This is a genomic window from Pseudomonas sp. D8002 (assembly GCF_013385695.1).
Lineage (GTDB): Bacteria > Pseudomonadota > Gammaproteobacteria > Pseudomonadales > Pseudomonadaceae > Aquipseudomonas.
The window spans coordinates 61,702-74,973 of sequence record NZ_JACAPM010000019.1 but is presented as its reverse complement, the minus strand read 5'-3'; the positions used below and the strand labels follow the sequence as shown (position 1 = coordinate 74,973).

14 protein-coding genes are annotated in these 13,272 nt (G+C 62.0%); 9 read left to right on the top strand and 5 right to left on the bottom strand.

Translation table 11 applies throughout. The annotated features are described in order from the left end of the window. Window positions 1-22 precede the first annotated feature (22 nt). Window positions 23-670 carry a YceH family protein gene (locus HX807_RS11325; protein WP_003211232.1) on the bottom strand — a complete coding sequence of 216 codons (648 nt, stop codon included), beginning with the start codon at window positions 668-670 and terminating at the stop codon, window positions 23-25. Between the two features lie 126 nt (window positions 671-796). Here HX807_RS11325 and HX807_RS11320 point away from each other — a divergent pair, with 126 nt between their 5' ends. Further along, window positions 797-1,306, top strand: a complete 510-nt coding sequence (locus HX807_RS11320) for a DUF1993 family protein (RefSeq protein WP_003211233.1) — start codon at window positions 797-799, stop codon at window positions 1,304-1,306. 68 nt (window positions 1,307-1,374) lie between these two features. Here the strand turns inward: HX807_RS11320 and sstT are convergent, their stop codons facing one another. Then, on the bottom strand, window positions 1,375-2,595 hold the full coding sequence (gene sstT / locus HX807_RS11315; protein WP_003211235.1) for a serine/threonine transporter SstT: 1,221 nt from the start codon (window positions 2,593-2,595) through the stop codon (window positions 1,375-1,377). Window positions 2,596-2,809: 214 nt separating this feature from the next. On the opposite strand from sstT, the gene HX807_RS11310 reads away from it, so the two are divergent. Next, window positions 2,810-3,964: an MFS transporter gene (locus tag HX807_RS11310; protein WP_177049986.1), complete on the top strand. Its 1,155-nt coding sequence runs from the start codon at window positions 2,810-2,812 to the stop codon at window positions 3,962-3,964. A gap of 4 nt (window positions 3,965-3,968) precedes the next feature. On the opposite strand, the gene nhaR is transcribed toward HX807_RS11310, so the two are convergent. After that, window positions 3,969-4,871, bottom strand: a complete 903-nt coding sequence (gene nhaR, locus HX807_RS11305) for a transcriptional activator NhaR (RefSeq protein ID WP_003211241.1) — start codon at window positions 4,869-4,871, stop codon at window positions 3,969-3,971. A gap of 134 nt (window positions 4,872-5,005) precedes the next feature. On the opposite strand from nhaR, the gene HX807_RS11300 reads away from it, so the two are divergent. The 4 genes from HX807_RS11300 (at window position 5,006) to mnmH (ending at window position 8,266) form a co-directional block, all read left to right on the top strand. Next, window positions 5,006-5,269, top strand: coding sequence for a hypothetical protein (locus tag HX807_RS11300; protein ID WP_177028778.1), 264 nt, complete (start codon window positions 5,006-5,008; stop codon window positions 5,267-5,269). A gap of 28 nt (window positions 5,270-5,297) precedes the next feature. After that, entirely contained in the window at window positions 5,298-6,044 is a 747-nt protein-coding gene (locus HX807_RS11295) for a TerC family protein (RefSeq protein ID WP_003211245.1), read from the top strand. Window positions 6,045-6,128: 84 nt separating this feature from the next. Further along, complete coding sequence (gene selD / locus HX807_RS11290) at window positions 6,129-7,163, top strand: selenide, water dikinase SelD (RefSeq protein ID WP_177049984.1); 1,035 nt, start codon at window positions 6,129-6,131, stop codon at window positions 7,161-7,163. Further along, window positions 7,163-8,266: a tRNA 2-selenouridine(34) synthase MnmH gene (gene mnmH / locus HX807_RS11285; protein ID WP_102604856.1), complete on the top strand. Its 1,104-nt coding sequence runs from the start codon at window positions 7,163-7,165 to the stop codon at window positions 8,264-8,266. Before selD ends, mnmH begins: the two co-directional genes overlap by 1 nt. Before the next feature lie 129 nt (window positions 8,267-8,395). On the opposite strand, the gene HX807_RS11280 is transcribed toward mnmH, so the two are convergent. Further along, the gene (locus HX807_RS11280) at window positions 8,396-9,451 is read right to left on the bottom strand and encodes a permease (RefSeq protein ID WP_003211251.1); all 1,056 of its coding nucleotides are present in this window, start codon (window positions 9,449-9,451) and stop codon (window positions 8,396-8,398) included. 211 nt (window positions 9,452-9,662) lie between these two features. Next, a complete protein-coding gene (locus HX807_RS11275; RefSeq protein ID WP_102604857.1) occupies window positions 9,663-10,364 on the bottom strand; it encodes a histidine phosphatase family protein in 702 nt (233 codons plus the stop codon). 217 nt (window positions 10,365-10,581) lie between these two features. On the opposite strand from HX807_RS11275, the gene HX807_RS11270 reads away from it, so the two are divergent. The 3 genes from HX807_RS11270 to hemB all read left to right on the top strand — a co-directional run bounded on the left by HX807_RS11270 (window position 10,582) and on the right by hemB (window position 13,229). Further along, on the top strand, window positions 10,582-11,280 hold the full coding sequence (locus tag HX807_RS11270) for a glutathione S-transferase N-terminal domain-containing protein (RefSeq protein ID WP_087694098.1): 699 nt from the start codon (window positions 10,582-10,584) through the stop codon (window positions 11,278-11,280). Between the two features lie 8 nt (window positions 11,281-11,288). Further along, entirely contained in the window at window positions 11,289-12,131 is an 843-nt protein-coding gene (locus tag HX807_RS11265; RefSeq protein ID WP_177021653.1) for a PhzF family phenazine biosynthesis protein, read from the top strand. 123 nt (window positions 12,132-12,254) lie between these two features. Next, on the top strand, window positions 12,255-13,229 hold the full coding sequence (hemB, locus tag HX807_RS11260; RefSeq protein ID WP_177049983.1) for a porphobilinogen synthase: 975 nt from the start codon (window positions 12,255-12,257) through the stop codon (window positions 13,227-13,229). Window positions 13,230-13,272: the final 43 nt, after the last annotated feature.

Genomic DNA, 13,272 nt, shown 5'->3' with positions numbered 1-13,272 from the left:
AGAAGCCCACTCACCACAAACATTACTCGAGCCGCGAAAGGCGCTCTTCCAGCGCCGCAATCCGCGCTTCCAGCTCTTCGATACGCTCCAGGGAAACCCCACTTCCCGCACCACGCTCCACCGGATTCCCACGCGCCGCCAGGATCGCTTCAATGTCCGCCGGGTCGCCCAGGGCGTGCATGTACCGATCTTCCCGCTGCCCCGACTGACGCGGCACCAACAACGCCAGCCCACGGGCAATCAGGCGTTCCAGTTGATGCACCACCTGCTCGGCGTCTTCAAAGTCATGCATGCGCCCGCTGCGGGTCAGCAGTTCGTTGACCGTCTGCGGCCCCCGCAGGAACAGCAAACCGCTGAGAATCACCTGGGCCGGCACCAGCTCCAGCGCCTTGTCCACCCGATGCTCCCAGCGGTCGGCGCGGCTGCCCATCACCAGCCGGGTAAACCCGCGGCCTTCCAGGGCCCGCAGGCTCTGGCCAACCTGGCCCTGGCTGAGGTTCATCACCGGTTCGCGGCTGGTTTTCTGGTTACAGGCGATCACCAGCGCGTTGAGGGTCAACGGGTAGGTTTCGGGGCTGGTGGCCTGTTTTTCGATCAGGCAGCCAAGGATGCGGATTTCCGTGCTGTTCAGGCGCGGTTCTTCGGAAGTGGTGTCGTGCTCGGTGGTCATCGCGCTTTCCCTAATGCAGTGAGCTCACTAGCCTAATCCTGAAAAAATAAAAGACAAGCGGCGCCGGTGGCCGGCATGTCTATAATCGCGGCTGTTTCAAACCCTGCCACAACTGTCGAGACTGTCATGACTATTTCCCTGTACGCCGCTTCCCTCCCGGTCTTCAAGCAAATGCTCAACGCCCTGAGCGATGTGCTGAACAAGGCCGAGGCCCACGCCACCGCCAAGAACATCGACCCGAACGCCTTCCTGCAGGCACGCCTGTACCCGGACATGTTCCCGCTGGTGCGCCAGGTGCAGATCGCCGTCGACTTCGCCAAAGGCGTTTCTGCCCGCCTGGCTGAAATCGAAGTTCCGAAATACGACGATACAGAAGTCACCTTCGCCGACCTGCAAGCGCTGATCGCCAAGGTCCTGGCGTTTATCGACACCATCACCCCGGCCCAGGTCGACGGTAAAGAAGGCATCGAGATCATCACTCGCCCTGGCACGCCGAAAGAGAAGCGCTTCAGCGGCCAGTCGTACCTGCTGAGCTACGGCCTGCCGCAGTTCTTCTTCCACGTCACCACCGCTTACGCCTTGCTGCGTCACAACGGCGTGGAAGTGGGCAAGCGCGACTACATGGGCGCGTTCTAAGCCTTGTAATAAAAAGCCCGGGGCGGTTCATTCACGAACCGCCCCGGGCTTTTTTGTGCGCGCAAGGTCTACGCGGCTTGTTCTTCCTTGCCCAGGCACGCGGCAGCGGTGAACAACACGTCGGTGGACGAGTTCAGTGCGGTCTCCGCCGAGTCCTGCAACACGCCGATGATGAAGCCCACGGCCACCACCTGCATGGCGATTTCGCTGGGAATGCCGAACAGGCTGCACGCCAGCGGGATCAACAGCAGCGAGCCCCCGGCAACCCCCGACGCGCCGCAGGCACACACCGCCGCGACCACGCTGAGCAGCACGGCGGTGGGGATGTCCACGGCAATGCCCAGGGTGTGCACGGCGGCCAGGGTCAGCACGGTGATGGTGATGGCAGCGCCGGCCATATTGATGGTGGCGCCCAGCGGGATCGACACCGAGTACGTGTCTTCATGCAGGCCCAGGCGCTTGCTCAACGCCAGGTTGACCGGAATGTTGGCCGCCGAACTGCGGGTGAAAAACGCGGTGATCCCGCTTTCCCGCAGGCACATCAGCACCAGCGGGTAAGGGTTGCGGCGCAGCTTCCAGAACACGATGGCCGGGTTGATCACCAGCGCGACGAACAGCATGCAGCCGATCAACACCAGCAGCAGGTGTGCGTAGCCCAGCAGGGCGCCGAAGCCGGACGTGGCGAGGGTCGAGGCCACCAGGCCGAAAATTCCCAGGGGCGCGAAGCGGATCACCATGCGCACGATCAGCGTGACGCCGTTGGACAGATCGCCCAGCACGGTGCGGGTGGTGTCGCTGGCATGGCGAATGGCGATGCCCATGCCGATGGCCCACGCCAGGATACCGATGAAATTGGCGTTCATCAGCGCGCTGACCGGGTTGTCCACCACGCTCAGCAACAGGCTTTGCAACACATCACCGATACCGCCGGGAGGGCTCACGGCCACATCGTGGGTGGCCAGCACCAGCGAGGAGGGGAACAGCGTGCTGGCGATCACCGCAACCACGGCGGCAGCGAACGTGCCCAGCAGGTACAGGAACAGGATCGGGCGGATATGGGTTTCCTGGCCGTGCTTGTGGCTGGCAATCGAGGCCATCACCAGCACAAATACCAGGATGGGCGCGACGGCCTTGAGCGCCGAGACAAAGACCTTGCCAATAAACCCGGTGGCTTGTGCGACGTCGGGCAACAGCAGGGCCAACAGGATACCGGCGATCAGGCCGATGACAATTTGGGTGACCAGGCTGATAGACATCAGGCGTTGAAAGAGGGAAGGGGCAGCAGTCATAAAGAGGTTGTCTCTGGTTTTTTTAATAGATGCAGCTAGGCAGCATGAATCTGGCAGGGGCGAAGTCTAACATCTGTAGGAAACGTCTAATCCGGGTGCGGCGTTCCGTCACCACGATGGGACACATTCTGTTAACATTGCCCATCCTCTTATTTCTTCTCTATCAGCGGGCCCTCCGGGCTGTCGTTGATGTCGCTGTTTTCTGGAGTTTTTGATGCTGTTTCCGATCCTGCTGTTGTCGGCAGCCGGTTTTACCGTGCTGACCACAGAGTTCATCATCGTCGGCCTGTTGCCTTCCATCGCCCGGGACCTCGATGTAAGCGTGTCCCAGGCCGGGTTGCTGGTGACGTTGTTCGCCTTCACCGTGGCGGCGTTTGGCCCGTTCCTCACCGCATATTTCGCCCGGTTCGAGCGCAAGCGGCTGTTTATCACGATCCTGATCATGTTCGGCCTGGCCAACACTCTGGCGGCGATGGCCTCGAATATCTGGGTTATGTCCCTGGCCCGGTTGATCCCGGCACTGGGGCTGCCGGTGTTCTGGGCCCTGGCCAGCGAAACAGCGGTGGACATTGTCGGGCCGGAATTCGCCGGCCGCGCGATTGAAAAAATCGGCTTCGGCATCGTGTGTGCCACGGTCTTCGGGATCCCGGTGGGCACGCTGATTTCCGATATGTTCGGCTGGCGCACCGCCTTTGGCATTCTTGCGGTGGTGGCGTTCGCCAAGGCCCTGCTGCTGTTTATCTACCTGCCGAAGACCCGGGCAAAGAACGACCAGGTCAGCCTGCGCTCGCAGTTCAAGATCTTGCGCAGCCCGCTGATGCAGGGCCATATCCTGCTGTCGATCCTGGTGTTCAGCGGGATGTTCACCGCCTACACCTACCTGGCAGACATTCTCGAACGCCTGGCGGGTTTTGACGGCACGGTAGTGGGCTGGTGCCTCATGGGCTTTGGCGCGGTCGGCCTGATCGGCAACTCTTTGGGCGGGCGCATGGTCGACCGTCATCCGCTGATTGCGTCGATGGTGTTCTGCGGTTTCATGATCGCCGGCATGGTGGCGCTGGTGCCCGCCATCCATTCCACGATCGGGTTGGCGGCGGCGATGGCGGTATGGGGCGTGACCCAGGCGGCATTGTTTCTGGTCAGCCATGTGCGACTGATGAAGGCCGCACCTCATGCGCCGGCGTTTGCCGCCTCGTTGAACATTGCCGGGGCCAACCTGGGTATTGGCCTGGGGGCGCTGGTGGGCGGGCACGTGATCGACACCCTGGGCCTGGGCAGCCTCGGGTTTGCCGCGGCGGGCTTTATCCTGTTGTCGATCCTGCTGGCGCTGTGGCTGATGACCGCCAAGACCCGCGCCGTCTGCGCCTGAACCTTCAGGGCAGGGAAGTGAACAGCTCCCGTCTGGCACCTTCGGTAATCGCCACGATGCCGGGGTGCTTGACCTTGCGCTCCACCGAGATTGCATAAAACGATTCGGTCACCGCATCCGTCTGGCCGATCAGCGCCACGCCATACTGGCGTTCCACCTCGTCGGCAATCACGCTCGGCGCGATGAAAATCCCGCTGCCGGATTGGCCAAAGGCCTGCATCAACGCGCTGTCGTCAAATTCCCCGACAATCCGAGGCTGGATCTGCTGCTCGGCAAACCAGCGCAGCAAACGGCTGCGCACCACCGTCTCCGCCCCCGGAATCAACAGCGGCGCACCCTGCAGGCATTGTGGGAAATCGCCGCGATGCTGGTCAGCCAATGCCTGGGTTGCGAAGAAACTGATGCCGCATTCCCCCAGCTTCTGGCTGTAGCCCTTGATGTCCAGGTGCGGCGGCATCGGGCTGTCGGAGATCACCAGATCCAGGCGCTGGATCGCCAGGTCCGCCAGCAAGCGTTCGAGTTTGTCTTCACGGCAGGTGATGCGGATCGGCTCGCTCAACTCCATGGTTGGCGCAATCAGCCGATAGACGATGGACTTGGGCACCACATCCGCGACGCCAACCCGGAACAGGATCTGCTGCTCATTGGGCTGGGTGCGCAACATCGCTTCAAGCTCATTGCCCAGCTGGAACATCTGCTCGGCATAGGGCAGCGCCTGGCGCCCGGCTTCGGTCAGCTCCAGCTGGCGCCCGACCTTCTGGAACAATGCCACGCCAAAGGTCTGTTCCAGCAGGCTGATCTGCCCGCTGATGGTCTGCGGCGTGAGGTTCAGTTGCTCGCAGGCGCGCACGATGCTGCCGGTCTTGGCGACGACCCAGAAGTAGTGCAGTTGTCGGTAATTGAGCATGGCGACCAATACTTCGTGAAAACCGAAGTATAAACGAAAAAAATACGAATTTTCCTGAAGTGTCCCCCTGCATAGAATGCGTCGCTATCGAGGGGCCACTACTTGGACCCGACGGTTCTAACGAGGAACGCATCATGAAACTCAATTCCCTGGGCGCAACGGCGTTACTTGGGCTTTCATTAGTCATGCTCAGTGGCTGTGACCAAGCGGAAAAAAGCGCGCAACAACTGCTGGGCAAGGCCACCGAGTCGGCCAAGCAAGTGATTGACGACACCCACCAGGCCGCCGAACAGGCGTTGAGTGACGCGACCAAGGGCTTGATCGCACCGCCGCAAGGCAAGCCGGACAAGCCGGAACAGGAAGACAGCAAGGCTGAGTCCACCTCCCAAGAAACCTGATACCCGCACACAACACCAGGAATGACCTATGGAATACCTTTTACAACTGGCCGCCAGCCCGACCGCGTGGATCGCACTGGCCACCCTGATCGTCATGGAGATCGTGCTGGGGATCGATAACCTGATCTTTATCTCGATTCTCACCAACAAGTTGCCGGTGAAGCACCGGGCCAAGGCCCGCCGCATCGGCATCAGCATGGCATTGATCCTGCGTCTGGGCCTGTTGAGCACCATCGCCTTTATCGTGCAGCTGACCGAGCCGGTGATCGACATCCTGGGGCAGTCGTTCTCCTGGAAAGACATGATCCTGATCGCCGGTGGCCTGTTCCTGGTGTGGAAGGCCACCACCGAGATCCATCACAGCATGGACCCCGAGAAGGAGCATGTGGACACCGGCGCGCCGAGCGTGACCCTGGGCTTCGCCTCGGCGATTGGCCAGATCCTGCTGCTGGACATGGTGTTTTCCATCGACAGCATCATCACCGCCGTGGGCATGACCGAGCACTTGCCGATCATGATCATTGCCGTGGTGGTCTCGGTGATCGTGATGCTGGTGGCGGCCGAGCCGCTGGCCAAGTTCATCAACGACAACCCGACCATTGTGATGTTGGCCCTGGGCTTCCTCATCATGATCGGTATGACGCTGATCGCCGAAGGTTTCGGCGCCCATGTGCCAAAAGGCTATGTGTATGCGGCCATGGCGTTCTCGGCGGCTATCGAATGCCTGAACATGATGCGACGCAACCGGCATAAACGGCTTGCTGCCAAACACTAAGGGCTGAACATAAAGGCCGACTGCATGCAGTCGGCCTTTTGCTGTCTGCTAGAATCCGCCCACTTGACGCCTTGAGGGATACCCATGAACGAGCCGATTCGCCTGACCCAATACAGCCACGGTGCTGGTTGCGGTTGCAAGATCTCACCTCAGGTACTGGAAGTGATCCTCGCCGGCAGTGGCGCACAGAACCTCGACCCCAAGCTCTGGGTAGGCAACGCTTCGCGCGATGACGCGGCGGTGTACGCCATCGACGAGGAGCGCGGCGTGGTGTCCACCACCGACTTTTTCATGCCGATCGTCGATGACCCCTTCGACTTCGGCCGCATTGCCGCCACCAATGCCATCAGCGATATCTATGCGATGGGCGGCGATCCGTTGATGGCCATCGCGATTCTCGGCTGGCCGGTCAACGTGCTGGCTCCGGAGATTGCCCGGGAAGTGATTCGCGGCGGCCGTTCCGTGTGTGACGCTGCCGGGATTTCCCTGGCCGGCGGCCACTCCATCGACGCCCCCGAGCCGATCTTCGGCCTGGCCGTCACCGGGCTGGTGGAAAAGCGCCACATGAAGCGCAACGACACCGCCACCGCCGGTTGCCAACTGTACCTGACCAAGCCCCTGGGCATCGGCATCCTCACCACGGCCGAGAAGAAGGGCAAGCTGCGCGAGGCCGACGTGGGCCTGGCCCGTGACTGGATGTGCACCCTCAACAAACCCGGCAGCCGTTTTGGCAAGCTGGCCGGTGTCACGGCCATGACCGACGTCACCGGTTTCGGCCTGTTGGGCCACCTGGTGGAAATGGCTGACGGCAGCCAATTAACTGCCCGCATCGAATACGAAAAAGTCCCACGCCTGCCCGGGGTTGAGTACTACCTGGAACAGGGCTGCGTCCCCGGCGGCACCTTGCGCAATTTCGACAGCTACGCCAGCAAGCTGGGGCGCCTGAACGAACTGCACAAACGCGTGCTGTGCGACCCGCAAACCAGCGGCGGGCTGCTGGTGGCGGTCACCCCCGAAGGCAATGCCGAATTCCTCGCCGTGGCGGCGGAGCTGGGCCTGAACCTTGAGCCGATCGGCGAACTGGTTGAGCGACAGACCAACGCGGTAGAGGTGTTCTGATGCCCATCGACATCACCGATTACCGCGATATCTTTCTCAACGACCGGCCGATGATGGATACCCGCGCGCCGATCGAGTTCATCAAGGGCGCGTTTCCCGGGGTGGTCAACCTGCCGTTGATGACCGACGACGAACGCGAACGGGTGGGCACCTGTTACAAGCAGCAAGGCCAGCAGGCGGCCATTGTTCTCGGGCACGAACTGGTGTCCGGGGCGATCAAGGCCGAACGTATCGAACACTGGGCGCGTTTTGCCCAGGCCAATCCGGATGGTCTGCTGTACTGCTTTCGCGGCGGGATGCGTTCGCAGATTGCCCAGCAATGGTTGAAAACCGAGGCGGGTATCGACTATCCGCGAGTGGGCGGTGGCTACAAGGCCATGCGGACTTTCCTGCTCGACACGGTTGAAAGCGCCACCGCGCAATGCGACTTCGTACTGTTGGGCGGCATGACCGGTACCGGCAAGACCGAAGTGCTCGGCCAGTTGAACAACGCCCTGGACCTGGAAGGCCACGCCAACCATCGCGGTTCCAGCTTCGGCAAACGCGCTACGGCGCAACCTTCCAACATCGACTTCGAAAACCGCCTGGCGGTGGACCTGCTGAAAAAGCGCGCCGCCGGTATCGAGCAGTTTGTGGTCGAGGATGAGAGCCGCATGATCGGCAGCTGCGCGCTGCCGTTGCCCTTGCACAAAGGCATGCAGGGCTTCCCGATGGTCTGGCTGGAAGACAGCGTTGAAGGCCGGGTGGAGCGCATCCTGAAGGATTATGTAGTGGACCTCTGCGCCGAGTTTGTCGCGGTGTTTGGCGACACTGGCCAGGAACTGTTTGCCGAGCGCCTGACCCAGAGCCTGGCCAATATCCACAAGCGCCTGGGCGGCGAGCGGTTTGCGCGGTTGCACGCGATCATGCAGGAAGCATTGGCAGAACAAGCCAGCAGCGGCGCGGTGGATTTGCACCGCGGCTGGATTGAAGGGCTGTTGCGTGAGTACTACGACCCGATGTATGCGTTCCAGCGGGAAAGCAAAGGCGCACGCATCGAGTTTGCGGGAGAGCAAGCGGCGGTGGTGGAGTATTTCCGGGACAGGCTCGCTCGGCGTACGTGATTGATTGAGTTTGCCGGCCCCTTCGCGAGCAAGCCCGCTCCCACATTCGACCGCATTTATCCTGTAGGAATGCAGGCAAAATGTGGGAGCGGGCTTGCCCGCGAAGAGGCCCTCGAATTCACTCGATCACTACAGGATAAACGCCCCGATCAGCCCACACACCACCCCCATCAGCATCGTCAGCCCGGCCACGGTCACCAGCACCCGCGCATCGAAATCCTTGCGCAGCATCAGCAGCGACGGCAGGCTCACGCTCGGCAGTGTCATCAGCAAGGCCACGGCCGGGCCGGTGCCCATGCCGAGGGTCATCATGGTCTGCACGATGGGGATTTCGGCGGCGGTCGGGATCACGAACAACGTGCCGACAATCGCCAGAGGCACCAGCCACACCAGGCTGTTGGCCATGGCGCCGTCCACGTGGGGAAACAGCCAGACCCGCGCCGCGCCAAGGATCAGCACCGCCAGGATGTACACCGGAATCGTGCTCCAGAACAGCTGCCACAGGGTGCGCAGCCAGCGGGTCAGGAACGGTTCGGTTTCGGCATGGCTGGCCTGGGCCACGGCGTCGAGCGCGGCTTCCGGTACCTGCTCCGGCCGCGCGATGCGTTGCGCCACCAGCGAAACACCCACCACCAGCACGATCCCGGCCACCAACCGCAGCGCGGTAAAGCCCCAGCCCAGCACAAATCCCATGAACACCAGTGTCGCCGGGTTCAGCACCGGGTTGGCAATCCAGAACGCCAGCGCCGCGCCGACCGAGACTTTCTGCCGACGCATACCGGCCGCCACCGGAGCGGCGCAGCAACTGCACATCATCCCCGGCAGGGCGAACAGCCCGCCACGCAGGGTAGATCCCAGCCCGGCACGGCCAAACAGGCGCAGCAGCCAGTCCCGTGGGATCAGCACTTGCAGCAATGAGCCGAGAATGACCGCCAGCACCGCAGCCTTCCAGATCGCCAGGAAATACACCTGGGCATAGGCCAGCGCGGCGGCCAGTGGCGCGCTTTGCTGGTCGTTGAGAATCGAGGCGCCGATGCTGTGGTTGTCTGCCGCGATAAACGCCTTGGCGTAGTAGGGCGACCATTTCACGTAGTAGAGGCCGACGCAGGCCACCAGCAGGAACAGCGCTGGTTTCCACCAGAAGGACCAGCCCCGGGCAGGCTGGGTGGAGGAGAGGTTGGACATGTAGATGATCCGCAGGTGAGTCAATAGCGCAACATCATACGCTGTACAAGGCCGCCTCCGAAGCACTGTGGCGAGGGAGCTTGCCGTGGCGAGGGAGCTTGCTGTGGCGAGGGAGCTTGCTCCCGCTGGGCTGCGAAGCGGCCCCAAAATTCTGGGAGCGCTTCGCACTCCAGCGGGAGCAAGCTCCCTCGCCACGGGTCTTCGGGGGCGGTCAGATATCGGCGCTGACTTGCGTTGCGTCCGGGCAAGTCTGCTGGCCATTGTCCAGGCCTTGCTTGTAGTTGCGGCTGAGCAGCGAGGCCTTGCCGTTGTGCCAGGTCAGGGTCAACACATACAAGCTATCGAAATCGCTGCCGGACCAATCGTCGGTAATCACATGTTTTTCACCGACGGCCTCGCTTGCCACCTTGTTGATCAAGTCCGGCAGATACCCATGGGACCAGGCAGTGTAGATGACGGCGTTGTGGTATTTGTCTTCCACCAGTTCGTCAGCGAGGGCGCTGGTGTCATTGGCCGAGAACTTGATGTTGACCGGCAACCCGAGCTTGATCGCGCTGGGGCTGATGGTCATCAACGGGCGGATGTAGCTGTAGGAGTTGTCTTTCTCGCCTTCCTCGACATTGCGGGTCGGGTTGGGTGCGAACACGTAGTTGGCGTTGCCGAATTTTTCCGGCAGCACGGTGGCCAGGTTCATCGCACGGTTAAGCCCCTGGCAGTTGAGTTGGCCGAGGCCCCCGGCAGGTTTCTCCCCATGGCGCAGGAACACCAGGGTTTGCACGCCGTCGACCGGCTGGGCGCGGCTGACCCGCGATTCCAGGCTAAGGCCGACCGCGGCGCTCACCAGCAATACCGGCAGCAGGATGTAGGAGTAGCGTTTGAAGCGTTTCGCAAGGCACAGAGGCTTGATGGTCATGATGGTTCTAAGTCTCGGTGCAGGGATTCAGGGCAAGCAAGCCCAGCCATCGGGCGCTCTTTAAGAGTCCCCCAAGGCAGTTTGGTTCGTTTCGCGGGGGAGATGGGGCGGCATCCTTGCCGTGTGCAGGAGATTAACCCGCAGATGTTGCTGAATTAAGACGGATGCACGATAGGCACTGAACCACTACTCTCCTACTTTTATCAGGAGTCCCATGATGAACTCACTTTCAGACTTCCCCATCACCGCCAAATGGCCGGCCCGGCATCCCGAGCGTCTGCAGCTGTATTCGTTGCCCACGCCCAACGGGGTCAAGGTGTCGATCATGCTCGAGGAAATCGGCCTGCCCTACGAGGCGCACAAGGTCAGTTTCGAGACCCAGGACCAGCTTTCCAGCGAGTTCCTGTCGCTGAACCCCAACAACAAGATCCCGGCGATCATCGACCCCAATGGCCCGAGCGGCCAGGCGCTGGGGCTGTTCGAGTCGGGCGCGATCCTGATCTATCTCGCCGAGAAGAGCGGTGAATTGCTTCCCGAAGACCCGGCGATGCGTTACGAGACGATCCAGTGGCTGATGTTCCAGATGGCCGGTATCGGGCCGATGTTCGGCCAGGTGGGGTTCTTCAACAAATTCGCCGGCGCGGCCTACGAAGACAAGCGCCCGCGCGACCGCTACGTCGCCGAGTCGCGCCGCTTGCTGGACGTGCTGGAAAAGCGCCTGTTGGGCCGCACCTGGATCATGGGTGACGAGTACAGCATCGCCGATATCGCCACCTTCCCGTGGGTTCGCAACCTGATCGGCTTCTATGAGTCCGGCGACCTGGTGGGTATTACCGACTTCCCGAACGTACTGCGGGCCCTGGACGGGTTTGTCGCCCGGCCGGCGGTGATCCGTGGCTTGAACATCCCAGCATAAGGACCGGCATGGCTTCTTTCGACTTCAAACAACTGGACGTTTTCAGCAGCGTGGCCGTCAAGGGCAACCCGTTGGCCGTGGTGCTGGGCGCCGACAGCCTGAGCGACCAGCAGATGGCGGATTTCGCCAACTGGACCAACCTCAGCGAAACCACCTTCCTGCTCAAGCCCCGTGATCCGCGAGCGGACTACCGCGTAAGGATCTTCACGACCCTCAAGGAATTGCCGTTTGCCGGCCATCCGACCCTGGGCAGTTGCCATGCCTGGTTGCTGGCCGGTGGCCAACCCGCTGGGGAGGAGATCATCCAGGAGTGTGAGATCGGCCTGGTGCGCATCCGCCGCCAGGGCGATGAACTGGCGTTTATCGCGCCACCGTTGCTGCGTTCCGGCCCGCTGGAAGCTGAATTGGTCGAGCGCGTGCGTCGGGCCCTGGACCTTGAGCCCGGTGCGATTTTGCGCAGCCAGTGGGTGGATAACGGCGCGGGCTGGCTGGCGGTGATGCTGGCGGATCGCGAGCAGGTACTGGCACTGCGGCCTGACTATTCGCAGTTGCAGGGCTTGGCCGTGGGCGTGATCGCCCCGTGGAACCCCGAGCGGGATGGCGATGAGGCGCAGTTTGAGGTGCGGGCCTTTATTGCCGGCGACGGCGCTCCGGAAGATCCGGCCACCGGCAGCCTGAACGCCGGTGTCGCCCAGTGGTTGCTGGGCGAGGGGTTGGCGCCCAGCCGCTATGTGGTCAGCCAGGGCACCGCCATGGGCCGCGCCGGGCGAATCCGCATTGAACACAGCGGCGAGGAAATCTGGGTCGGCGGCGCGGTTGCCGTTTGCATTGAAGGCCGTCTACAGCTCTAGATCAATGCAATTGTTACCAAGCCTGCAATAAACTGTTCCGCACTTGGCGTTTGTGCTCTGCGGTGCACGAGGCATAAGCTTTCGCCCCAAAGATTTTTGGCCTGCCTTTTTTCAGGAGCATCAATGTCCAGCCAGTTCCCCGAAGCCCGTCCACGCCGCCTGCGCCGCTCCTCGGAGTTGCGTGGCCTGTTCCAGGAAAGCGAATTCACCCTCAATGACCTGGTGCTGCCGATCTTCGTTGAAGAAGAAATCGACGACTTCGTGCCGATCACCAGCATGCCCGGGGTGCAGCGCATTCCCGAGTCGAAGCTGGCCGGCGAGATCGAACGCTATGCGAAAGCCGGGATCAAGTCGGTGATGACCTTCGGCGTGTCCCACCACCTGGACGCCTCGGGCAGTGACACCTGGCAAGAGCGTGGCCTGGTGTCGCGCATGTCCTCGATCATCAAGGATGCGGTGCCGGAAATGATCGTGATGTCCGACACATGCTTCTGCGAGTACACCGACCACGGCCATTGCGGCGTGATGCACGGCGCCGAAGTCGACAACGACCGCACCCTGGTCAACCTTGGCAAGCAAGCTGTGGCTGCCGCTCGTGCCGGTGCCGATGTGATCGCCCCGTCCGCCGCGATGGACGGGCAGGTCCAGGCCATTCGCCGGGCCCTGGATGAAGCAGGCTTCAGCCATATCCCGATCATGGCCTATTCCACCAAGTTCGCCTCGGCGCTCTACGGCCCGTTCCGCGAAGCCGGTGGCAGCGCGCTGAAGGGCGATCGCAAGAGCTACCAGATGAACCCGATGAACCGCCGCGAAGCGGTGCGCGAATCGTTGCTGGATGAGCAAGAAGGTGCGGACGCGCTGATGGTCAAGCCGGCCGGCGCGTACCTGGACATCATCCGCGACATCCGCGAAGCCTCGCGTTTGCCGGTGGCGGCGTATCAGGTCAGCGGCGAGTACGCGATGATCAAGTTCGGCGCCCAGGCGGGCGCGATCGACGAAGCCCGCGTAGTGCGGGAAACCCTGGGCTCGATCAAGCGCGCCGGTGCGGACTTGATCTTCACCTACTTCGCGATGGACCTGGCACTTGCCGGGATCTAAGTAACCTGTGGCGAGGGAGCAAGCTCCCTCGCCACAGAAGGCT